A 23,201-nucleotide genomic window follows, 5' to 3' on the forward strand; every position below is an offset into this window, starting at 1 on the left:
GCGGTTTTACTTTGCCGCGATTTTCAGGTCTTCGAGCAGATTATTCAACACCAGAAACTCACCCGCTTTCGAACATTCCGGCAGAGTGACGGACAGGTCGCGCGCGCTGAGGCGCTGATCGCCGCGCAGTTCCAGCGATTGCAGGTGCAGTTCCTGGCCGCAATTTGCCCGGGTCACTTCGGCCTCGACCGACAGGGTGATCGAGCCGGTCTGATCGGATTGCCCTGCAGGGTAGGAATAGACCTGAACGTTCTGCGCGTCGTTCAGGTCGGGTTGACCCAGATGGACAACTTGCCCGGCGCCCTGTGTTTTGGCGTCAACCGAGACATGGCCGGTGCTGCCATAGCTTGCGCCAAACTCCAGCGCATGGATTTGCAGGTCCGTATTGCCTTGCCAGTGCAGGGCCACGCGATCGAAATGGGTGATATCGGGGATATGTGTGGTCGCAACAGTGCCCGCCTGATCCCCGACCGAGATCAGGAAGATCGCATATTCGCTGAGCGCCGGGATTGTCACTTCCAGACGACCGGTCGCGTCTGTTTGTTGCGTGACGGTCAGGCCGCTGTGATGCACATCAATCCGTTCGCCCGCGTGGCAAGGGGCAAGGACGGTCAGTTGCGCTGCAGCACCGGGTACAGCCCGCGCCCGTGCGCCGATAGCGCAGTCCGTCGGGCCCGAGGGGGCAGACCCGTTGGCGTGCAGCTTGCGATGTCCGGTTGTGGTGTCGTCCGGCGTTTCGTGGGCCGGAGTCGAGGAGGTCAGAACGATATCCTCCAGCCCTGCGATGATCGCCGTGTGATCCATGACAGAACTGATCTGCGTCTGCGGGACGTCAGGTTCCGCAGGCGTTCCATTCTGCATCAGGTAACCAATGGCCAGGGCACAGGCAACGGTACCCCCAGTGGTCACGTAGTTCTTAATTACAAACAAGACACCCTCCCCAGTTGAAGGAGCGAGTCGCACGTTGCCCACCAATCACGGCCAATATGTGGCCGTGACAGGGGTTAATTGTGTCTGAACTGAGGTGATGTCAGGTCAAGCGCCCGTGACAATGTTTGAATTTCTTGCCCGATCCGCAGGGGCATTTGTCGTTGCGCGACGGGTTGCCCCATGTGCTTGGATCGTTTTCATCGAAACCGGGTCGCGCATCACCCGAGGCTTCGGCCTCGGCCACAGCTTCGGCCTGGCCTGCGGCCTGATCGACCGCCTGCCGCGCTTGGGCCTGTTGTGCCTGCATCTGCGCCAACATCTCGCGCTGTTCTTCCTCGGTCAGAGGGCGCACGCGCGACAATTGCTGGGTAACGGTTTCGCGCAAACTGTCCAACATGCTTTCGAATAGTTGGAAGCTTTCGTTCTTGTATTCGTTCAGCGGATCGCGCTGGGCATAGCCCCGGAACCCAACGACCGAGCGCAGATGTTCCAGCGTCAGCAGGTGTTCGCGCCATTTGCTGTCGATGGTGTTCAGCAGAACCTGCTTTTCGATGTTGCGCATGTTTTCGGGGCCAAAGGCAGCGGCCTTTTGCGCCATCATCTCATCTGCGGCGTTGACCAGACGCTCACGCACCTGTTCGTCATCCACGCCTTCTTCGGCGGCCCAATCCTGTACGGGCGCGTCGATGGTCAGCTTGTCCTTGATCGCCTCGTGCAGTCCGTCAGTGTCCCACTGATCGGCATAGGATTTCGGCGGCATGTATTCGTCGATCAGGTCGTCGATCACCTGTTCGCGCATATCCGAGACGATATCCGACAGGTCATCGGCCGACATGATCTCGCGCCGTTGGCTGAACACCACTTTCCGCTGGTCGTTCATCACATCGTCGAACTTCAGAACATTCTTGCGCATGTCAAAGTTGCGGCCTTCGACCTTGGATTGCGCCCGTTCCAGCGATTTGTTGACCCAAGGGTGAACGATGGCCTCGCCTTCTTTCATGCCCAGGGTGTTCAGAACCTTGTCCAGACGTTCCGAGCCAAAGATGCGCATCAGGTCGTCTTCGAGGCTGAGGTAGAACACAGTGCGGCCCGGATCGCCCTGACGGCCCGAACGTCCGCGCAACTGGTTGTCGATGCGGCGGCTTTCGTGGCGTTCCGAGGCCATCACGTAAAGACCACCGGCTGCCAGAACCTTTTCCTTTTCCTCGGCATGGGTTGCTTCTTCGGTAGCGCGCAGTTCGGCGGGGTCGGCCTCGGGGTTTTCTGCCAGCGCCTTTAGCACCTTCATTTCCACATTGCCGCCCAACTGGATGTCGGTGCCGCGACCGGCCATGTTGGTGGCGATGGTGACTGCGCCCAGACGGCCCGCATCGGCGACGATCTGCGCCTCTTGCTCGTGTTGGCGGGCGTTCAGAACGTTGTGCTGGATGCCTTCCTTGGTCAGCATCTGGCTGAGCAGTTCGGATTTCTCGATCGAGGTTGTGCCCAGTAGGACCGGCTGGCCCTTTTCCTGTGCTTCTTTGGTTTGTTCGATCATCGCGCTGTATTTCTCGCCGGCGGTACGATAGACCTGATCATCCTCGTCCAAACGCGCAATCGGCTTGTTGGTGGGGACTTCGACGACGCCCAGACCATAGATTTCGGCAAATTCCTCGGCCTCGGTCAGGGCCGTGCCGGTCATGCCGCCCAGTTTGTCATAGAGGCGGAAGTAGTTCTGGAAGGTCACGCTGGCCAGCGTCACGTTCTCGGGCTGGATCGGTACGCCTTCCTTGGCCTCGATGGCTTGGTGCAGACCTTCGGACAACCGACGGCCCGGCATCATGCGGCCGGTGAATTCGTCGATCAGAACGACATTGCCGTCGCGCACGATATAGTCTTTGTCTCGCTGGAACAGTTTATGCGCACGAAGGCCCTGGTTCACGTGGTGAACGACAGTGGTGCTTTCGGGATCATACAGCGAATGGCCTTCAGGGATCAGGCCAGCAGCAATCAGTTGCTGTTCCAGGAACTCATTGCCTTCATCGGTGAAGGTTACGTTCCGTGACTTCTCGTCCAGCGTATAGTGATCGTCCTGCAACGAAGGGATCAGCCCGTCGATCGTAGTATACATGTCAGACCGGTCCTGCGACGGGCCCGAGATGATCAGCGGCGTGCGCGCCTCGTCAATCAGGATCGAGTCGACCTCGTCCACAATCGCGAAATTGTGGTATTTTTGATAAATCTCGGCCAGATCGGACTTCATGTTGTCGCGCAGATAGTCGAATCCCAACTCGTTATTGGTGGCATAGGTGATGTCACAGGCATAGGCGGCTTTCTTTTCCGCATCTGGCTGACCAGACCAGATCACACCCGTGGTCATGCCCAAAGCGCCAAAAACCTTGCCCATCCAGTCCGAGTCGCGCTTGGCCAGGTATTCGTTCACGGTGACCACATGCACGCCCTTGCCGGTCAGAGCGTTCAGATAGGCCGGGAACGTGGCGACCAGCGTTTTGCCCTCACCTGTTTTCATTTCCGAAATGTTGCCCTGATGCAGGAACGCGCCGCCCATCAACTGCACGTCAAAGGCGCGCAGACCCAGCGCGCGCTTGGCACCTTCGCGTACGTTGGCAAAGGCTTCGGGCAGCAGGTCATCCAGGCTCTCGCCGTCCAACGCCCGTTTACGCAATTCCTCGGTCTTTTCCTTCAGACCGTCATTCGACAATTTCTCGAACTCGGGTTCCAGCGCGTTGATCTGGTCGATCAGGGGGCGGGTCGCCTTGATCTTGCGGTCGTTCGGTGTTCCGAACACCTTTTTGGCGAGCGTTCCGAGTCCCAGCATGTTCACTCCAGCGGATCTGTTCTTGTCTTGGTTGCGACAGGCTTGCCCACCTTGCGCGCAACCCATAGATACGGGGGGTGAAAGGCGGCCCTGTCCAAGGCTTCAAAGCGATGTAAGCGGCAGGTTCCACAGTGTCAACGCTGCGCCCCGTCGCGGCTAGAAAATAGGATGAATCCATGCCCAAAGGCCTCACTTTTCTGCCATCGCTGGCCCTGACTGCCGTGCTGGCCCTGCCACTGGCCGCCGAAACCCAGCCCGAGCCCAGCGCGGTCGTGGCCCGTGTGAACGGGGAAGAGATCACATTGGGTCACATCATCGCTACTGCCGCAGCCTTGCCCGAGCAATATCAGCAGATCGAAGACGATGTTCTCTATGATCTGATTGTCGATCAGTTGATCCAGCAGCAATTGCTGGGCCAACAGCAGGACGCGCTGACCCGGCTGAACGCACTGGGCATCGAGAATGAAACCCGATCTCTGCGTGCGGTGCAGACTGTGAATGCGTTGATCGAGGAAAATCTGACGGATGAGGCGATCCAGGCCGCCTATGATGCGCAATATGCTGATTTCCAGGGCGCGGATGAATATAACGCCAGCCACATTCTGGTCGAAACCGAAGAAGAAGCGAATGAAATCAAGGCTCAGCTTGATGACGGTGCTGATTTCGCGCAACTGGCGCGCGAGAAATCCACCGGCCCGTCCGGCCCGAATGGGGGTGAGTTGGGTTGGTTCGGCCCGGGTCGCATGGTGCCTGCCTTCGAGGCTGCCGTTGTCAGTCTGGAAAAGGGCCAGGTTTCGGACCCTGTGAAAACTCAGTTCGGCTGGCACGTTGTCACCCTGAACGACAAGCGCAAAACCGAAGCCCCGGATATTGAGGCTGTCCGCGCCGAACTGTCCCAAGGTCTTCAGCAGGAGATCATTCAGGCGCGCATCGACGAGCTGACCCAGCAGGCCGAGATCGAGCGCCCCACGACCGAGGGTGTCGGACCCGAGGCACTGCGTCAGATCGAACTGCTTCAGGAGTAACCGTCCGTGGCAACGATTACCAAAGTTTCGCCTCTGGCTCCGGCGGCATTCCCCGACCTGCCCGCAATTGACGGCGTGCGCTTTGCCACTGTTGAGGCGGGTGTGCGCTACCAGGGCCGCACCGATGTGATGCTGGCGGTGCTGGATCCCGGTACCTCGGTGGCGGGGGTGTTCACGCGTTCCGCCACCCGCGCGGCCCCGGTGCTGGATTGTCAGGACAAGATCGGTGGGGCCAGCGATGGTCCGGCGGCTATTTTGGTGAACTCGGGCAATGCCAATGCATTCACCGGGCACTACGGCCAGACCTCTGTGGCCGAAGTGACGCAGGCCGTGTCCAAAGCCACCGGCGTCGGGGTCGAGCGGGTATTTACATCGTCCACCGGCGTGATCGGCGAGCCGCTGCCCCATGGTCGCATCGTATCGCAGCTTGAGACGCTTAAAATGGGTCTCAGCCGCCACGCCATTGAAGACGCCGCGCGGGCGATCATGACGACCGACACCTTCCCCAAGGGGGCAAGCGCACAGGTCGAGATTGACGACAAAACAGTCTCTATTTCTGGGATCGCCAAGGGTTCAGGCATGATCGCGCCGGATATGGCGACGATGCTGGTTTACATCTTCACCGATGCGCAAGTCGAACAATCGGCGCTACAAGCGATGCTGGGCGCGCAGACCGACCGCACCTTCAACTGCATCACGGTGGACAGTGATACTTCGACCTCGGACAGCTTGCTTTTGTGCGCGACCGGGGCTTCTGGCGTGGATGCCACCGGAAACGCCGCGTTTGCGCAGGCGCTTGAGACGGTGATGCTGGACCTTGCGCAGCAGGTGGTGCGCGACGGTGAAGGTGCCACGAAATTCGTAGAAATTCGTGTGACCGGAGCAGCCACGGACGCGGATGCCAAGGTGCATGGGTTGGCGATTGCCAACTCGCCGCTGGTGAAAACGGCGATTGCGGGCGAAGACCCGAACTGGGGCCGCGTGGTCATGGCCATCGGCAAATCCGGAGCGGCTGCGGATCGCGACCTTCTGAGCATCTCTTTCGGCGATATTCTGGTGGCTGAGAAAGGCTGGGTCAGCCCCGACTACCGCGAGGAAGACGCTGCCGCCTATATGAAAGGTCAGGATCTGGTGATCGCGGTCGATCTGGGGCTGGGTGAAGGCGCATCCACCGTTTGGACCTGCGACCTGACGCACGGCTATATCGAGATCAACGCGGATTATCGTTCATGAAGACCGTTTTGGTGTCGGCCGTCGCCCTGATCGACGTCGAAGGCCGGGTGCTGCTGGCGCAGCGCCCCGAGGGGAAGTCCATGGCCGGTCTGTGGGAATTCCCCGGCGGCAAGGTCGAACCCGGCGAAACCCCCGAGGTCGCCCTGATCCGCGAGCTGGAGGAAGAACTGGGCATCAACACCTGGGCCTCCTGCCTAGCACCGCTGACCTTTGCCAGCCACAGCTATGACAATTTCCACCTGTTGATGCCGCTGTTCGCTTGCCGGAAATGGGAGGGGATACCACAATCAAAAGAAGGTCAGGCGCTGAAATGGGTCCGCGCTAATGATCTGCGGAACTATCCTATGCCCGCAGCTGATGTGCCGTTGATCCCGATTCTGCGGGATTGGTTGTAGTGTCGCGGCAGGGCGCATGCCCCCTGTGGCCAAAAGAGAGCACGCGGTGGTCGGAATTGCGTGATTTGTGACCTGTACCCCTGATCCTAAAGTATTAGGCCCAGCCGAGCTGTTTCAAGGAATGCGCATCATTCCATATCTTGGTCATGTGTTTGATTTTGTCACCGTCAAACTCAATGGCATAGACGTATTCCGCGGCCAGAGTTTTTCCCGTAGCAGGCACTGGGCCATCCACGGAATGAGTTCCATGGAACACGGCAAATATGCTTGCAATTCCACGCTCTTCATCAACAGAAAATGATTTGAGCTCATAATGACCATCCGGGATCGGAGTCAGCAGGTTTTTCATCCAGTCTGCGTAACTTTCCAGGGAAGTGACGTCGGCCAATGCGTCGGCTTGTGCTGAAAACGTCGCGCCCTCATGGCAAAAGTTTTTGCAGGCGTCCCAGCCTTTGCCTGTATCGCAGGCCTCAAAGAATTCTCTTGCGGCTTTTCGGATAGACATGTGTTTCCCCCCTACGAAACTGTGGCCAACCGTGTTGGCCATCAACTGAAGCAGTAAGAAACAGGGTACGCTGAAATAGCTCATTATCAAAATGCGCGGAAATATCGTGGCTTGGTGACGACATTTTGACTGATGTGCTCCGGCGATCCATCCAATCCATCACCCTTCCACCCCTGTTACAATTCGTAAGAATTGAGAAAACATCAGGCAAAACTTGCCGCTGATCCTCCGCCTGTCCCTTCGTGGGGCATTGGCGTTCGGGCACCATCCCGAACCCGCCATTTCCGACCCAAGGGAGGGGTCGGGTGGGGAGGAGAGAAAGATTGGCTCAGACGCAATCGGGCGCTGAAGGGTTGGTTTCCCTTCCGGCGCTGTTACATCGCAATGCGACGCAGTTCGGGGATGCCCCGGCCTACCGGGAAAAGGAATTCGGGATCTGGCAATGCTGGTCCTGGGCTGAGACCGCCGCCGAGGTGCGTAAACTGGCGTTGGGATTTCTGGAGATCGGCGTTGAGAAGGGCGACCATATCGCCGTCATAGGCCGCAACCGCCCGGCGCATTACTGGTCGATGGTGGCCGCGCAGATGGTGGGGGCGGTGCCGGTGCCGCTGTATCAGGACTCGGTCGCGGAAGAGATGGCCTATGTGCTGGAACATTGCGGCGCAAAATACGTCGTCTGCGGTGATCAGGAGCAGGTCGACAAGGTCATCGAGATTCAGCAGGGGCTGCAACAGGTCAAGCATATCCTCTACACTGACAAGCGCGGGATGCGGAAATACGACCACAGTCAGATGAACGCGCTGGACGACATCATGGCCGAGGGCAGCGCCGGTCACGCACGGTTCGACGCGGAACTGGACAAGCGTATCGCGGCGATCACCTATGACGATACCTGCGTGATGCTCTATACCTCGGGCACTACGGGCAAGCCCAAGGGCGTGGTGCTGTCGAACCGTAATGTGATCGAAAGCGCCAAGAACTCGGCCGAGTTCGATCATCTGACCCGGAACGAAGATATTCTGTCCTACCTGCCGATGGCGTGGGTGGGCGATTTCATCTTCTCGATCGGTCAGGCCTATTGGTGCGGCTTCTGCGTGAACTGCCCCGAAAGCGCCGACACGATGATGACCGACCTGCGCGAGATAGGGCCGACCTATTTCTTTGCCCCTCCGCGCGTGTTTGAGACGCAGCTGACCAATGTGATGATCCGGATGGAGGATGCGGGCAAGCTGAAGCAACGCATGTTCCGACACTTTATGGATCACGCCAAAAAGGTGGGCGGTCTGTTGCTGGATGGCAAGCCGGTCGGGTTTGGCGACAAGGTAAAATACGCGCTGGGCAACATGCTGGTTTATGGTCCGTTGAAGGATACGCTGGGTTATGGCCGGTTCCGCGTCGGCTATACGGCGGGTGAAGCCATTGGGCCTGAGATTTTTGATTTCTACCGCTCGCTGGGGATCAATCTGAAACAGCTTTATGGTCAGACCGAAGCCACCGTCTTTATCACCGTACAGCCGGACGGTGAGGTGCGCGCGGATACGGTTGGTGTTCCTGCGCCGGATGTCGAGTTGAAGATCGACGATAAGGGCGAGATTCACTATCGCTCGCCCGGTGTGTTTGTCGAGTATTACAATAACCCGGATTCGACCGCGTCGACCAAGGATGCCGAGGGTTGGGTGGCAACCGGGGATGCCGGGTTCATCGAGGAAGGGTCCGGCCATTTGCGGATCATCGACCGTGCCAAGGACGTGGGCAAAATGGCCGACGGGTCGATGTTTGCGCCGAAATATGTCGAGAACAAACTGAAGTTCTATCCCGATATTCTGGAGGTTGTTCTGTTTGGTAATGGCAAGGATCGCTGCGTGGCCTTTATTAATATCGACCTGACAGCGGTGGGTAACTGGGCTGAGCGCAACAATGTGGCTTATGGGTCCTATCAGGAACTGACCAGTCATCCCCGTGTGTTAGAGACGATTAAGTCGCATGTGGAAGAGGTCAACAAGTCGGTTGCGGCAGATGAGATGCTGTCGGGCTGTCAGGTGCATCGCTTTGTGGTCCTGCACAAAGAGTTGGATGCGGATGATGGTGAAATGACCCGGACCCGAAAGGTGCGCCGCGGGTTTGTCGAGGAGAAGTTCCACGACATCATTGATGCGCTTTATGACGGATCATCCAGCGTTTCGACTACGACTGAAGTAACCTATGAGGACGGGCGTAAGGGGTCGATCTCGGCCACGCTGGAAATTGTGGACGCGCCGGTTGTTGCTGCGACCTCGCACAAGGTGGCGGCGGAATGAGGGCCGTTCGAGCGCCGCTCGACCTGACGGTCATCGCCCCGCCCGCCGTCCCGTTTTTTTACAGCTCAGGGAGGATCTGATGCTGGATAGTTCCGAAGGATATGTCACCGAAGACGGCCGCAAGATCGGCGGTGTGGTGATGGAGATGAAGAACATCACCCTGCGTTTTGGCGGTGTGGTGGCAATCAAGGATATCTCGTTCGACATTCGCGAGGGTGAGATCCGGGCAATTATCGGACCGAATGGGGCGGGCAAGTCCTCGATGCTGAACGTGATCTCGGGGTTCTATGTGCCGCAGGAGGGTGAGGTTTGGTTTCACGGATCAAAACGCCCGCAGATGCGACCCTTTGAGGTGGCGCAGCAGGGGATTGCACGGACGTTCCAGAATATCGCTCTTTTCGAGGGGATGAGCGTTTTGGATAACGTCATGACAGGGCGTTTGGGCTTCATGAAGACGAATATTATCCAACAGGCCTTGTGGAAGGGCAAAGCCGAGGCGGAAGAGACGGAAAATCGCGAGGCGGTCGAGAAGATCATCGATTTCTTGGAAATCCAGCACATCCGCAAAACACCTGTGTCTCGCCTGCCCTACGGGCTGAAGAAACGGGTCGAACTGGCGCGAGCCTTGGCGGCGGAGCCAAAGCTGCTGCTGCTGGATGAGCCGATGGCGGGCATGAATGTCGAGGAAAAAGAGGACATGAGCCGCTTTATCCTGGACGTGAATGACGAGTTTGGCACCACCATCGCGCTGATCGAACACGACATGGGCGTTGTGATGGACCTGAGCGACCGCGTGGTGGTGATGGATTATGGCCGCAAGATCGGTGACGGCACACCCGATGAGGTGCGCAACAATCAGGAAGTCATCGACGCTTATCTGGGGGTGAGCCATGACTAAGCATCTGACAGACATGAGAGGGGGCGGACATGCCTGATCAGTTGGTATTCGCGATGGAGGTCATTCTGAATGGCCTGATGGCCGGGGTCCTTTATGCGCTGGTCGCGCTGGGCTTTGTGCTGATCTACAAGGCTTCGGGGATTTTCAACTATGCCCAAGGGGTTATGGCGCTGTTTGCGGCGATGACTCTGGTGGGCATCATGAACGGGCAGGTACCGTTTGCGCATCTGATCAATGCCACCTTCGGCACGCATATCCATCACTTCGGCTGGAACGTGCCTGCGCTGCTGGCGATTATTCTGACCATGGCGGTAATGGTGTTGCTGGCCTGGGCGGTGCAGCGCTTTGTGATGCGCCATCTGGTGGGTCAGGAGCCGATCATCCTGTTCATGGCAACGATTGGTTTGGCCTATCTGCTGGAAGGTGTGGCTGACCTGATGTGGGGGTCCGAGATCAAGACGCTGGATGTGGGCTTGCCGCAGGGCATCAACCTTTGGATCGATGAGAGCACGTTCAACATCTTCGGCTACGGTTTCTTCATCGACAATCTGGACATTGTTGCAACAGTTATCGCGGCATTGCTGGTGGCGGCGCTGGTGGCGTTCAGCCAGTACACCAAGCAAGGCCGGGCGATGCGTGCGGTGGCCGATGACCACCAGGCGGCGCTGTCCGTGGGGATTTCGCTGAATTTCATCTGGGTGATGGTTTGGTCGGTCGCCGGGTTCGTGGCCCTTGTCGCAGGCATCATGTGGGGTACGAAATCGGGTGTGCAGTTCTCGCTATCGCTGATCGCGCTCAAGGCGCTGCCGGTGCTGATGCTGGGCGGGTTCACCTCGATCCCCGGAGCGATTGTCGGAGGGTTGATCATCGGTGTGGGCGAGAAACTGTTCGAATTTGCCATCGGCCCGCTTGTGGGCGGTGCGACCGAGAACTGGTTTGCCTATGTGCTGGCGCTGATCTTCCTCGTGTTCCGGCCGCAGGGTCTGTTCGGTGAGAAGATCATCGAGAGGGTGTAGCGATGCAAAAGTTCCTCGCCATCACCAACGTGATCGCATGGGCCGGGTTCTGGGCCTTTGGATATATCGCTCTGACGTCGGATGATCTGACGGACGGGCAGGTGACAATCGCAGCGATCCTGGCTTTTGCCGGACTGGTCATGGGCATCCTGGCTTACCTCAAGCTGGTCCGTGCGTCCGAGGCGACGGGATATGCCAAGGGATCGAACCAACTGGATGCCGCAGCCCGCAACCGGGCGCAGGAAGAATGGGGAAAGTAAGACATGTTCTATCGTGAGGCCGGAGATTTCAAAGTCTCTTACGTGGATGACAGCCAGACCTTCCCGATCAAGTTCGACCGGTATCGGTACTATGTGGTGCTTGCCGTGGCGTTTGGGATCATCCCGTTCATCATCAACGACTATTGGGCAAATGCGCTGCTGCTGCCGTTTCTGATCTATGCGATTGCGGCGATCGGACTGAACATTCTGGTGGGCTATTGCGGGCAGGTTTCGCTGGGCACCGGCGGGTTCATGGCTGTAGGGGCCTATGCTTGCTATAAGCTGATGACGGCCTTCCCGGATGTCAGCATGTTCATCCATGTGATCCTTGCCGGAGGTATCACCGCGTTGGTCGGTGTGCTGTTTGGCCTTCCAAGCCTTAGGATCAAAGGATTCTATCTGGCCGTGGCGACTTTGGCGGCGCAGTTCTTCCTTGTCTGGCTGTTCAACAGGGTGCCGTGGTTCTACAACTATTCGGCCTCGGGGCAAATTAATGCGCCGGAACGCGATGTGTTTGGTATCATCATTACCGGCCCGAATGCGCCTGCATGGGCAACCTATCTGTTTTGCCTGATCTTCCTAGCAGTCTGCGCCGTCGTCGCTCGCAACCTGACGCGTGGTACCACAGGACGTAAATGGATGGCGATCCGGGACATGGACATCGCGGCCGAGATCATTGGTGTGAATCCACTTCGGGCTAAGCTGACGGCTTTTGCTGTCAGCTCGTTCTTTGTGGGTATTTCGGGTGCGTTGTTCTTTGCGGTTTATCTGGGCGCGGTCGAGGTCGGCGAAGTCTTCGGTATTCAGAAATCGTTCCTGGTGCTGTTCATGATCATTATCGGTGGACTGGGATCCATCTTTGGATCTTTTGCCGGGGCTGCGTTCCTTGTGCTTTTGCCCGTTGTCCTGAAGGTTGTCGGCGCGGACATGCTAGGCTGGCCCACCGATATCGTGGCTCATTTGAATCTCGTCATCGTTGGCGCGCTGATCATCATGTTCCTGATCCTTGAACCGCATGGGCTGGCGCAGCTGTGGCGCGTGGCCAAAGAGAAACTCCGACTCTGGCCGTTCCCGCACTAAGCGGTCCGGCCCAATCAGATAACGGGTGCAAAGCCCGAACTCACCATCGGACCAACCAAGGGAGGAGACACCCGATGAAATTGAAACTGGCAACCATGGCGCTCGGCGCCGCAATGGCGGCAGGTCCGGTTATGGCCGACCTCGTATTCCCGTCGCTCAGCTATCGGACCGGGCCTTATGCGGCGGGCGGTATCCCGTTCGCGGATGGCTATGCTGATTACTTTACCCTGCTGAATGAACGCGATGGCGGTATTGGTGGCGTGGCGACCAAGGTGATCGAATGCGAAACCGGCTATAACACCGAAAAAGGTGTGGAATGCTATGAATCCACCAAGGGCGAAGGCTCGCTGGTGTATCAGCCGCTGTCGACTGGTATCACCTATCAGCTGATCCCCAAAACCACCGCAGATGGCATTCCGATGCACACGATGGGATATGGACGCACCTCGGCCAAAAACGGCGATGTGTTCAGCCATACGTTCAACTATCCTGCGAACTACTGGGATGGGGCCTCGGGCGCGATCAACTACCTGTTGGATACAAACAATGGCGACTTGAGCGGCAAGAAAATCGCGCTGGTCTACCACAACTCGGCCTATGGCAAGGAACCGATCCGCACGCTGGAAGAGCTGTCTGCCAAGCACGGGTTCGAGCTGGTTGCCCTGCCGGTGGATCATCCTGGTCAGGAGCAGAAGTCGCAGTGGCTGCAAATCCGCCGTGATCGTCCCGATTTCGTCCTGATGTGGGGCTGGGGCGTGATGAACCAGGTGGCGGTGCAGGAAGCTGCCAACATCCGTTACCCGATGGAAAACTTCATCGGCATCTGGTGGTCGGGCTCGGAAAACGACGTGCTGCCAGCGGGTGAAGCTGCGAATGGCTACAAGGCGCTGACCTTCCACAATGTGGGCACCGATTTCCCGGTCTTTGATGACCTGCAGAAATATGTCGTCGATGCCGGTAAAGCCGCTGGCGCGGGCGATCAGGTGGGTACGGTTCTGTACAACCGTGGCCTCTATGCCGCAATGCTGGCTGCCGAAGCTGCCAAGAAAGCGCAGGAAATCCACGGCACCGCTGACATCACCCCTGCGATGATGCGCGACGGCATGGAAGCGCTGGAAATCACCGAAGCCAAAATGACCGAACTGGGCCTGCCAAACTTTGGCCCGACCTTCTCGGTTTCGTGTGAAAACCACGGCGGCGACGCTCTGGTCGGTGTGACCCAGTGGGATGCGACCAACAAGACCTGGAGCCTGATTTCCGAGTTCAAAGCCACCGATGGCGACGTGATCGGTCCGCTGATCAACGAGGATTCGGGTGCATATGCGTCGGAAAACAACATCGGTTCGCGCTGCTGATCCGGTGATCTGAAACACGGGGCGGCGGGCTCTCGCCGTCCCGACGTAAACACAAGGCTTGAGGACACGCGCTGATGCTGGATGCGGCTCAAAACACCGAAGTGCAGACCGAAACCCTGCTTGAGGTCAACAATATCGAGGTGATCTACAATCACGTGATCCTCGTCCTCAAAGGCGTCAGCCTGACCGTGCCCAAGGGCGGTATTACCGCGCTGCTGGGTGGAAACGGGGCTGGCAAGACGACGACGCTCAAGGCGGTGTCGAACCTGCTGCATTCCGAACGCGGCGAGGTGACGAAAGGCACGATCAAGTATCGCGGCACCAGCGTGCATGAAAGCGATCCGGCGGATTTGGTTGAAAAGGGTGTCATCCAGGTGATGGAAGGCCGCCATTGCTTCGAACACCTGACGGTTGAGGAAAACCTGCTGACTGGTGCCTATACCCGCAAGGACGGTGCGGCGGCGATCCAGAAAGACCTTGAGCTTGTCTATTCCTATTTCCCACGGCTGGCCGAACGCCGCAAATCCCAAGCCGGATATACTTCGGGTGGTGAGCAACAGATGGTCGCCATGGGGCGCGCATTGATGTCGCGGCCCGAGACGATCCTGCTGGACGAACCCTCGATGGGTCTGGCCCCGCAGCTTGTCGAAGAGATTTTCGGAATCGTGAAGGACCTCAATGAAAAAGAGGGTGTGTCCTTCCTGTTGGCCGAACAGAACACCAATGTGGCGCTGCGGTTTGCGCATTACGGCTACATTTTGGAATCGGGTCGCGTTGTGATGGATGGCCCGGCGGCGGAACTGCGCGAGAACCCGGACGTGAAGGAATTTTATCTCGGCATGTCGGATGAGGGCCGCAAAAGCTTCCGCGATGTGCGGTCCTATCGCCGCCGCAAGAGGTGGCTGTAAGCGGATGGAGGATCTGGCGATGACCTATTTCGACGCACTCGAGACCCGATCAGCCGACAAACGCGCCGCTGATCAGGCCGAGGCGCTGCAAAAACAACTTGCTCGGGCCCTTTCCGCCCCCGGTTTTCAAACGCATCTGACGGATGTGGAGACGGGTGGTGTTGCGTCTGTCGAGGACTTGCCCAAACTACCGGTACTGCGCAAATCCCATCTGGCGCAGGCGCAGGCTGCGCGTCCACCGTTCGGGGGGTTCACGGTCAAACCTGCGCGGCATTTTCACCATGTGTTTCAGTCTCCGGGTCCGATCTATGAACCGGGTAGCACCGATCCCGACTGGTGGCGTATGGGCAGGTTCCTGCACGCTGCTGGTGTAGGGCCGGGCGATATCGTTCAGAATTGCTTTGGCTATCACCTGACGCCCGCGGGTATGATCTTTGAAAGCGGCGCGCGCGCGGTCGGAGCGGCTGTTCTGCCCGCAGGCACCGGCCAGACCGAGTTGCAGGTGACAGCAGCGCGCGATGTAGGCTGCACCGCCTATGCCGGGACGCCGGACTATCTGAAGGTGATACTGGACAAGGCGGATGAGATGGGTGTCCAGCTTCATTTCACCACCGCCGTCGTAGGGGGCGGGGCCTTGTTCCCGTCACTGCGGCAGGAATACGCGGATCGTGGAATCTCGTGCCTGCAATGCTATGCGACCGCCGATCTGGGTAACATCGCCTACGAAAGCCCCGCCATGGAGGGGATGATCATCGACGAACATGTCATTGTCGAGATCGTGACCCCCGGCACCGGTACCCCAGTGGCAGAGGGTGAAGTGGGTGAGGTCGTCGTGACCTCTTTGAACCCCGATTATCCACTGATCCGTTTCGCGACAGGCGATCTATCGGCGATCATGCCCGGCCAGTCATCTTGCGGGCGCACCAATGCACGGATCAAGGGCTGGATGGGCCGCGCCGATCAGACCACCAAGATCAAGGGTATGTTTGTGCGCCCCGAACAGGTGGCCGCGCTGGTCGATAAACATGCCGAGATCGTCAAAGCTCGCGTCATTGCCGCCCGCCAGGGTGAGATGGACATGATGACCGTTCAGATCGAAAGCCCCGGTGGCGATGACATGGCCTATGCCAAATCGGTTGTCGAGCTGCTGAAACTGAAAGGCGCGATCGAGGTCGTCGCACCGGGATCACTGCCTAAGGATGGGTTGGTGATCGAGGATCAGCGCGTTTACGAATGACGCCAAGCAGGTCTGCGGCAGTATGTGCCGCAGATTTGTATCCCTGCCCACTGGTGTTTCCGACCGTTTTGGTCGATTAAAGACGAAACCTGCGCCTTAGCCAGTAACAAGCCGGGATCATGGCCGACGTCGAATTCTCAGAACATGGAACGCGCAATCGCGGCGCGTTGGGCACCCGGTTGGTGGCGACCGTGGCTTGTCTGGTGGCGGCGGCCTGCCTGCTGCCTATGCTGGCCGTCGTTCTGGCGGCGGTGACGGGCGGGACGGACACGATCTCGCACCTGATGGACACGGTCTTGCCGGGCTATGCGCTGACTACTGCGGTGCTGGTTGTTTTGGTGGCGATGGGGACGTTTGCCATCGGTGTCGGTGCGGCGTGGCTGGTAACGATGACGCGCTTTCCCGGAGTTCGGTTTCTGGAAATCGCTCTGGTGCTGCCGCTGGCCTTTCCGGCCTATGTTCTGGCCTATGCCTATACGTTTATTTTGGACCACCCCGGTATCGTTCAGACCACCCTGCGCGACATGACCGGCTGGGGTCCGCGCGACTATTGGTTCCCCGAGATCCGCTCGACCGAAGGCGCGGCGGTTATGCTGATCCTCGTGCTGTACCCGTATGTCTATCTGCTGGCTCGCGCGGCTTTTTTGCAGCAAAGCGCCACTGCCTTTCTGGCGGCCCGCGCGCTGGGTAACAGCCCTTGGGGCGCATTCTGGCGCGTGTCGTTGCCAATGGCGCGCCCGGCGATTGCAGGGGGCGTGTTGCTGGCGATCATGGAGACCATCGCAGATTTCGGCACCGTCGCCTATTTTGGCGTGCAGACCTTTGCCACCGGCATCTACACGAGTTGGTTTTCTATCGGAGACCGTGCCGCCGCCGCGCAACTGGCCTTGTGCCTGCTGGGTTTTGCGCTGGTCATGGCCGTGGCCGAACGGATGCAACGCGGCAAAGCGAAATATTATCAGGCGGGCAAAAGCCACGCCGCGCTGCCCTCGGCCCAATTAAAGGGATGGCAGGCGGCAGCGGCGTTCACGCTGTGTATCATCCCGGTGTTGCTGGGGTTCCTATTGCCTGTGTTCATCCTGGTTCAGATGGGGATGGAATCGGAACAAAACCTGCTGTCGCGACGCTATATCGGGTTCATTCAAAACTCGCTGATTTTGGCAGGGACGGCTGCGGTCGTGACAGTTTTTGCTGCGATCTGCGTTGGGTTCTTTCAGCGGCTTCGGCCTGGTCGGGTATCCTCTAGCACAGGGTATATGGCGCGGCTGGGCTATGCGGTGCCGGGCGGCGTTATCGCCGTCGGACTGATCGTGCCCTTTGCCAGTTTCGACAATGCTCTGGATGCGTGGATGCGGCAGACTTTCGATATCTCGACCGGGTTGCTTGTCACCGGCTCGATCTGGCTGCTGGTTGCGGCCTATATGGTCCGGTTCCTGGCCGCTGCGCTAAGTGCCTATGAGGGCGGTCAAAGCACAGTCCACGCCAATATGGACGCGGCCTCTCGGTCCTTGGGGCAAAGCCCGCTGGGCACGTTGCGCCGCGTGCACTTGCCGATTCTGACACCATCGCTGCTGACCGCGCTGCTGATCGTGTTTGTGGACGTGATGAAAGAGCTGCCCGCGACCCTGATCATGCGCCCGTTCAACTTCGACACACTGGCGGTGCAAGCCTATCGGCTGGCCTCGGACGAACGGCTCGAGGGGGCTGCGGTGCCGTCGCTGGTTATTCTGGCTGTGGGGCTGTTGCCGGTTATTCTGATCTGCCGGCAAGTGGGGCGCAGACGCTAGGTCGCTTCAAAATTACCACACCTTGCGTTGGGTGGGCTTGATTCAGACGCGTTTTCCGGCAAGGCTTGGGGTATGAACATGCAGCCTCCCAGCCGGTTCTCTGGTAACTCGGCCCAGATGCCCGTCGCCTTCAACCGCCACGAGATGTCTCATATCCTGTCCGTCTATGGTCGGATGGTCGCCGCCGGAGAATGGCGGGACTACGGCATTTCCAACCTCCGCGATATGGCCGTGTTTTCGATCTTTCGCCGCACGGCCGAACACCCGATATACCGGGTCGAAAAGCACCCGCGCTTACGGCAGAAACAGGGGATGTATTCGGTGGTCGGCATGGATGGCCGCATCCTGAAGCGCGGCCAGGATTTGCGTACCGTGCTGCGGGTTCTAGAACGCAAGCTGATCCGCTCGGTTGACCTTAATTAGAGCCTTTTGTGGCTGGTCACCGGTCCGTCACCCTGATCTTTGATCCGCGCAATGGCCTGCGCCATCGGCTCAAAGGTCACATCCATGTGGAAGGCATTGGCGTGCAGAAGCATGTCCTCGGCATAGACCCATGCAACATGGCCCTTCCAGAACAATAGATCACCACGTTGAGGCGGGGTGCCGTCTGGCAGAGTTTGCCCGACCGCGCGTTCCTGATCTCCGCTATCACCCGGGCAAGGCATCCCGCAGGCCAGCAATCCGGCCTGCACAAGGCCCGAGCAATCCAGCCCGCTTCGGCTGTTGCCGCCCCACAGATACGGTGTGCCCAGAAACAGCTCGGCCACGGCGACTGGGTCGGTCAGGGTGACGCCGATGGGTTTGGCGTGAACGGCGGGAATGAAACCAAGTTCGGTTTCCAGAAACCCGTTCACTTCGGACCGGGCGGTTATCCTGCCGCCGAAGCTCAGTGACGCGATGTCCGGGCTTTTCATATCCGCTTGGGTATAAGCATGGGTGGCTGGGGCGGTAATCCAATGGGTTGCGGGGGTGTCCGGGCCAAGCTGGCCCGACCGGACCCAGCCCGGATAACCGTCCTTGTCTGATGTGATCCGGCTCCAACCCTCTACTGTATCAGTGACTGCGACCGTATCCCCATACAAAAGTTGCCGATCCCGGGGCCCATCTGGGCTGCGCATCAGATCGACGACCGGCTGTATGATGCGGTGTTGGGTCATAGGCCCAGCATCTCGGGCAGGGCGGTCAAAAGGGCACGTGGGCCTTGACCCAGCCCGCCCTTGCTGCGTCCGGGTTCTTTGCTGCGCTGCCACGAATAGATGTCGAAGTGTATATAGGGACTGTCGACCGCAAAACGGCGCAGGAACAGGGCGGCAGTGATCGACCCGGCAAATCCACCCGCAGGGGCGTTGTCCAGATCGGCGATGCCGGGTTCGATCATGCCTTCGTAAGGCTCATGGAAGGGCATCCGCCAGACTGGGTCGGCTGCTGCGCGCGCCGCGTGGGTCAAGGCGTCGGCAGCCCTGTCGCTGTCGGTGTAGAAGGGCGCCAGATCAGCACCAACAGCCACACGCGCCGCCCCGGTCAGCGTCGCCATCGAAATAACAAGGTCTGGTTTCCCCTCATCCGCCAGCGCCAGCGCGTCCGCCAGAACAAGACGCCCTTCGGCATCGGTATTATTGATCTCGACCGTCAGACCCTTGCGCGAGGTCAGGATATCGCCGGGTCGAAAAGCGTTCCCAGCCACCGAATTCTCAACCGCTGGGATCAGAACACGCAGTTGCAGCGGCAGGTTCAGCGCCATGATCATCCGCGCCAGCCCTAGCACGTTGGCTGCCCCGCCCATATCCTTTTTCATCAACCCCATCGAGGCACCGGGCTTCAGGTTCAACCCGCCAGTATCGAAACAGACACCCTTACCGACCAGAGTCAGTTTTGGCCCGGCGTTGCCCCAGTTCATCTCGATCAGGCGAGGAGCCTGCGCGGCGGCACGGCCCACCGTGTGGATCATGGGAAAATTCTGTTCCAACAGATCATCGCCTGCAATCACCGAACAGGATGCACCGAATTCCTGCGCCAGCGCTTCAGATGCGGCCTGCAACTGGTCCGGCCCCATATCCGAGGCGGGGGTGTTGACCAAATCGCGGATCAACGCCTCGGCCTTGGCAAGAACCTCCAATCGGGTCGGATTCACACCAGCCGGTGCGACGAGGCGCGCTTTGGCGTCGGATTGATTGGCATAGCGGTCAAAACTGTATCCGGTCAGCAACCATCCCAGGCATTCAGTCTCAAGCACATCATCCGATACCCCCGAGGCTATGCGATACGTGCCTTTGGGCAACGCTTCGGCCGCTGCGGCCAGTGGGAACCGTTTACGCGCCCGCCCTGCTGGTTTGCCGTAGCCCGCCAGCGCCATGGACGGCGTACCCTCTGCACCGGGTATCAACAGAGTTTGACCCAAACCGGCCGTGAACCCGCTGTGTTCCACCCAAGCCGCCACAAAACCAGGCTGATCCGAAAGCCAGCTTTCCAGATCGGGCTGCGCGATCACGTGCAATGGCAGGGACGGGTCAGAGGCAGGGGCAAAAGACAGGGTCATGGCGATCTCAACTGGTTCGAATTGCGCCCAGCCTAGTCACCCACGATCCGTTCGCAAGCCCCGTCAGACCGAAAGGTCCTGCTGGTCCCAGATGACGGTCAGCGATTTTTCACCCACGCGGATCAGGCGCGACAGCGTTGACCCCGTGGCCACGGCATCGCCGACATCAACATTATGCGCCACGTCCCCTGCTACGCGCGCCAAAGCGGTCATCCCAACCTGTTCGGAAATCGCCACCAGAGAACGCGCGCATTTGCGCAAGCTCACCCAGTCGCGCCGCCGCCAGTAGCGTTCGCAATTTGACAGGCGCACGGCCAGTTCCTCGACCGTGCGACACAACACGTCCAATGCATTCTGATCCCCCAACTGTCCGCACAATCCGTTCAGACGCTCTGGGTCCAAGCGGACGGATTCCTTGTGTTCAAGCGTGATTATCTTTTCCACCACATTCACCCCAATTCCTTGCACCCCCACGGTGTGGCCCTACTGTGGCGTGAAATTCCTTTGCAAAACCTTGCAGTGCTGCGGGATAATGGCTCGAATTTTCGGTGAATTCGGGTTACAGCACTCGTCAGACACAAGACTAAGGACGTAAGAATGGAACGCGCCAAACCTCTGCCGAGCTATCTGGTCAAACGGTATCACGGCTGGAAAGCCACCACCTATTCCGAAAATCAGGTCTGGTACCGGCGCCTCGCAACCGAGGGTCAGCGCCCGCGCGCGATGGTTATTTCGTGTTGCGACAGCCGGGTGCACGTGACGTCGATGTTCGGCGCGGATCAGGGCGATTTCTTCATTCACCGTAACATCGCCAACCTCGTCCCCCCATACGCCCCGGACGGAGATCACCACGGCACCAGCGCCGCCATCGAATACGCCGTGACCGCGCTGAAAGTGGCGCATCTGATCGTGTTGGGCCACTCGCAATGTGGCGGCGTTCAGGGCTGTATCGACATGTGCAAGGGTCAGGCCCCTCAGCTTGAAGCCAAGGACAGTTTTGTCGGGCGCTGGATGGACATCCTCAAGCCGAAATACGATCTGGTGGCCGATATCGAGGACAGCACGGACCAGGCACGCCAATTCGAGCGGCATGCGGTTGTTGCCTCGCTGGAAAACCTGCTGACCTTTCCGTTCATTGCGTCAGCAGTCGAGGACGGATCACTGAGCCTGCACGGTCTGTGGACCGATATCGGAGAGGGGGGGCTGCAATGCTATGACCCGCATGAAAAGAAGTTCGTGGTTGTTTGATTTTCGATAGGCGCAATGCGATGTGAAGGGCCGGTCAGGCCCTTCTCTTTTTTGTGCAATTGAATCACCGTAGGATCATACCCTCGGGCCAGTTTAGTTCTGTCTCGATTTGAATGGTTTCTGCCTGTCCGGGGGCCAACTCCATTTCCCACGCCAGAACTCCCCGCCGGTTATCGACATTTTCTTCGGCAGGGCTGGGATTTGCGCTCCAGGTGATATTCAGATCATCCTGTTCGGAAAAGGGGACGCTCTCGAGCAGCCGTAGGGGCCAAGTTTGGTCCGAGAGATTCTCGATGTGAATTTGAGCGCGTTCAACTCTTTCGTTCGAGCGTGATATCAACCCGACGTCACCGCTGCGCCGTCCCAGGATTTGGTGCTTCAAAGTCAGAGCATAAAGAGGACCAAATCCCAATTCCACCTCTTCACGAGGTCCGATTTCGGGGCTGGCATCGATTGCGACCAGAACGCCATCGACATGCCATCTGGCATATTCCGAGGAGATTAGGTTTTGTGCATACGGATTCGTGAAACGCGCAGTGCGATAAGCCGTGTCGTCCCTGCTGGGGTTGGCCAAGGCAAAAAGTTCTGCAGATTGAGATATGCTATCCAGTTCCAGTTCGGCGGCCCCGTATCCACTGGAAATCGAGATCGGCACTGGCAGCGTATAGGTCGTGCCCGTTCCTTGGACTGACGCGGCGCTCGGGTTCCAACTTCTCGCGGTTTCTTCGACCACAACCGGCGCCTCTACGACCGGTTCTTCCAGCGTTTTGGGCTTTTCACGGATAGAGCGGCGTTTGGTTCGAATCCTAGACGCAGTGCTTTGATCGTCGGGTTGCAGTGTGGAAACGCTCAGGGCGATGTCGTTCCAGTCTTCACCAGTCGTTTGAGCCACAAAGACGCTGCGTTTGATCTGCACCTTCGGGGTATTTCCGGTTTTCAGATCAAAGACATAAGCCGGTTGCCATGATGCAGTTTCATAAGTGAGATTTGACAGCGATAGTGTTCCGTTTGTATCTTCTTCGGCAATAACATCTACGGCGATAAAGATACGTTCATCCGCTTCCGGCACAAGCGCGGCCAGATCAGCGTGCGCCGTTTCCAGCTCGGCCTCAAGCTCTGCCAGTTGGGTTTCAGTTTCTCGCGCCTCAAGTTCTGCTGCCTGCGCGGTGTTTTCAGCATCAAGGGTTTCGTCGCCAACCATGCGGGCAATGCTGCGCAGGTTTTCGGGATCCGACTCGGCCGAACCTACGTTACGCCCCAGATTTGTGAGGAACGCAATCGTGTGACCGGCAGCTTGGGCCTTCAATCGGGCGGTGTCAGCCTGATCCTCGACCGATTGGATTCGAGATTCTATGTCTTCGATACGTTCTTCTACCTTTTTGACTGCCTCGCCGACATAGTCGCGCCAGGGCACGTCTGCGTAGCGTGAGATCAGAGCCGTCTGACTTAATCCATCTGCGCGAAACTGCATTGTCGCGATTTGGTAGCCTACATCGTCGCTTTTCGGTGTGCCCAACAGAACCAGTCGATGACGGCCCGCTGGCACATCGAATGCGCCTGTTCGGGTGATCTGAGCCCCTTCCGGGTACACAGTCACGGCGCTAACATTGGTTTCAATGGTAAAAGTTTCAGCATGTAGATCAGCATGTAGAAGTGTCGTAGATCAGCATGTA

At 58.5% G+C, this 23,201-nt stretch carries 21 protein-coding genes; 14 read left to right on the plus strand and 7 right to left on the minus strand.

Annotation, left to right across the window (positions count from 1 at the left end; all coding sequences use genetic code 11):
* Positions 1-6 precede the first annotated feature (6 nt).
* Positions 7-930 carry a hypothetical protein gene (locus ACR0CA_RS14220; RefSeq protein ID WP_170786098.1) on the minus strand — a complete coding sequence of 308 codons (924 nt, stop codon included), beginning with the start codon at positions 928-930 and terminating at the stop codon, positions 7-9.
* Positions 931-1,030: 100 nt separating this feature from the next.
* Positions 1,031-3,748 (minus strand): preprotein translocase subunit SecA, encoded by a 2,718-nt coding sequence (secA, locus tag ACR0CA_RS14225; RefSeq protein ID WP_480899751.1) that lies wholly within the window; start codon positions 3,746-3,748, stop codon positions 1,031-1,033.
* A 176-nt stretch (positions 3,749-3,924) separates the two neighbouring features.
* Between secA and ACR0CA_RS14230 the strand changes: the two genes are divergently transcribed.
* Genes ACR0CA_RS14230 through mutT form a run of 3 tightly spaced genes read left to right on the plus strand, consistent with a single transcriptional unit; the run spans position 3,925 to position 6,401 of the window.
* The gene (locus ACR0CA_RS14230; RefSeq protein ID WP_480899753.1) at positions 3,925-4,773 is read left to right on the plus strand and encodes a peptidylprolyl isomerase; all 849 of its coding nucleotides are present in this window, start codon (positions 3,925-3,927) and stop codon (positions 4,771-4,773) included.
* A gap of 6 nt (positions 4,774-4,779) precedes the next feature.
* Positions 4,780-6,006, plus strand: coding sequence for a bifunctional glutamate N-acetyltransferase/amino-acid acetyltransferase ArgJ (gene argJ, locus ACR0CA_RS14235; RefSeq protein ID WP_480899755.1), 1,227 nt, complete (start codon positions 4,780-4,782; stop codon positions 6,004-6,006).
* The gene (gene mutT, locus ACR0CA_RS14240; protein ID WP_480899757.1) at positions 6,003-6,401 is read left to right on the plus strand and encodes an 8-oxo-dGTP diphosphatase MutT; all 399 of its coding nucleotides are present in this window, start codon (positions 6,003-6,005) and stop codon (positions 6,399-6,401) included. Before argJ ends, mutT begins: the two co-directional genes overlap by 4 nt.
* A gap of 94 nt (positions 6,402-6,495) precedes the next feature.
* Here mutT and ACR0CA_RS14245 read toward each other — a convergent pair whose 3' ends face one another.
* Entirely contained in the window at positions 6,496-6,906 is a 411-nt protein-coding gene (locus ACR0CA_RS14245; protein ID WP_480899759.1) for an ester cyclase, read from the minus strand.
* Positions 6,907-7,229: 323 nt separating this feature from the next.
* Here ACR0CA_RS14245 and ACR0CA_RS14250 point away from each other — a divergent pair, with 323 nt between their 5' ends.
* The 10 genes from ACR0CA_RS14250 (at position 7,230) to ACR0CA_RS14295 (ending at position 18,167) form a co-directional block, all read left to right on the plus strand.
* Positions 7,230-9,203 carry an AMP-binding protein gene (locus ACR0CA_RS14250; protein ID WP_480552187.1) on the plus strand — a complete coding sequence of 658 codons (1,974 nt, stop codon included), beginning with the start codon at positions 7,230-7,232 and terminating at the stop codon, positions 9,201-9,203.
* A gap of 79 nt (positions 9,204-9,282) precedes the next feature.
* A complete protein-coding gene (locus tag ACR0CA_RS14255) occupies positions 9,283-10,101 on the plus strand; it encodes an ABC transporter ATP-binding protein (RefSeq protein WP_170355671.1) in 819 nt (272 codons plus the stop codon).
* Between the two features lie 29 nt (positions 10,102-10,130).
* Positions 10,131-11,117 (plus strand): branched-chain amino acid ABC transporter permease, encoded by a 987-nt coding sequence (locus ACR0CA_RS14260; protein WP_480899761.1) that lies wholly within the window; start codon positions 10,131-10,133, stop codon positions 11,115-11,117.
* Positions 11,118-11,119: 2 nt separating this feature from the next.
* Positions 11,120-11,377 carry a hypothetical protein gene (locus ACR0CA_RS14265; RefSeq protein WP_170771457.1) on the plus strand — a complete coding sequence of 86 codons (258 nt, stop codon included), beginning with the start codon at positions 11,120-11,122 and terminating at the stop codon, positions 11,375-11,377.
* 3 nt (positions 11,378-11,380) lie between these two features.
* Positions 11,381-12,457 carry a branched-chain amino acid ABC transporter permease gene (locus ACR0CA_RS14270; RefSeq protein ID WP_170771459.1) on the plus strand — a complete coding sequence of 359 codons (1,077 nt, stop codon included), beginning with the start codon at positions 11,381-11,383 and terminating at the stop codon, positions 12,455-12,457.
* Between the two features lie 74 nt (positions 12,458-12,531).
* The gene (locus ACR0CA_RS14275) at positions 12,532-13,812 is read left to right on the plus strand and encodes an ABC transporter substrate-binding protein (RefSeq protein WP_170771461.1); all 1,281 of its coding nucleotides are present in this window, start codon (positions 12,532-12,534) and stop codon (positions 13,810-13,812) included.
* A gap of 74 nt (positions 13,813-13,886) precedes the next feature.
* On the plus strand, positions 13,887-14,720 hold the full coding sequence (locus ACR0CA_RS14280) for an ABC transporter ATP-binding protein (protein WP_170771463.1): 834 nt from the start codon (positions 13,887-13,889) through the stop codon (positions 14,718-14,720).
* A 19-nt stretch (positions 14,721-14,739) separates the two neighbouring features.
* Positions 14,740-15,957 carry a phenylacetate--CoA ligase family protein gene (locus ACR0CA_RS14285; protein WP_170790244.1) on the plus strand — a complete coding sequence of 406 codons (1,218 nt, stop codon included), beginning with the start codon at positions 14,740-14,742 and terminating at the stop codon, positions 15,955-15,957.
* A gap of 119 nt (positions 15,958-16,076) precedes the next feature.
* On the plus strand, positions 16,077-17,744 hold the full coding sequence (locus tag ACR0CA_RS14290) for an ABC transporter permease (protein ID WP_480899767.1): 1,668 nt from the start codon (positions 16,077-16,079) through the stop codon (positions 17,742-17,744).
* Positions 17,745-17,816: 72 nt separating this feature from the next.
* Positions 17,817-18,167 carry a DUF2794 domain-containing protein gene (locus ACR0CA_RS14295; protein ID WP_480899769.1) on the plus strand — a complete coding sequence of 117 codons (351 nt, stop codon included), beginning with the start codon at positions 17,817-17,819 and terminating at the stop codon, positions 18,165-18,167.
* Here the strand turns inward: ACR0CA_RS14295 and ACR0CA_RS14300 are convergent.
* The 3 genes from ACR0CA_RS14300 to ACR0CA_RS14310 all read right to left on the minus strand — a co-directional run bounded on the left by ACR0CA_RS14300 (position 18,164) and on the right by ACR0CA_RS14310 (position 20,733).
* Positions 18,164-18,901: a C40 family peptidase gene (locus ACR0CA_RS14300; RefSeq protein ID WP_480899772.1), complete on the minus strand. Its 738-nt coding sequence runs from the start codon at positions 18,899-18,901 to the stop codon at positions 18,164-18,166. The two genes, ACR0CA_RS14295 and ACR0CA_RS14300, sit on opposite strands and share 4 nt — an antisense overlap.
* A complete protein-coding gene (locus ACR0CA_RS14305; protein WP_480899775.1) occupies positions 18,898-20,280 on the minus strand; it encodes a leucyl aminopeptidase family protein in 1,383 nt (460 codons plus the stop codon). The genes ACR0CA_RS14300 and ACR0CA_RS14305 overlap by 4 nt, the downstream gene beginning before the upstream one ends.
* Before the next feature lie 63 nt (positions 20,281-20,343).
* Positions 20,344-20,733 carry a hypothetical protein gene (locus tag ACR0CA_RS14310; protein WP_170771590.1) on the minus strand — a complete coding sequence of 130 codons (390 nt, stop codon included), beginning with the start codon at positions 20,731-20,733 and terminating at the stop codon, positions 20,344-20,346.
* 144 nt (positions 20,734-20,877) lie between these two features.
* Between ACR0CA_RS14310 and ACR0CA_RS14315 the strand changes: the two genes are divergently transcribed.
* Positions 20,878-21,528: a carbonic anhydrase gene (locus ACR0CA_RS14315; protein ID WP_170771492.1), complete on the plus strand. Its 651-nt coding sequence runs from the start codon at positions 20,878-20,880 to the stop codon at positions 21,526-21,528.
* 64 nt (positions 21,529-21,592) lie between these two features.
* On the opposite strand, the gene ACR0CA_RS14320 is transcribed toward ACR0CA_RS14315, so the two are convergent.
* Entirely contained in the window at positions 21,593-23,125 is a 1,533-nt protein-coding gene (locus ACR0CA_RS14320; RefSeq protein WP_480899779.1) for a DUF4139 domain-containing protein, read from the minus strand.
* Between the last annotated feature and the right edge of the window lie 76 nt (positions 23,126-23,201).

The sequence above is a fragment of the Ruegeria sp. F12 genome (genome assembly GCF_056533885.1).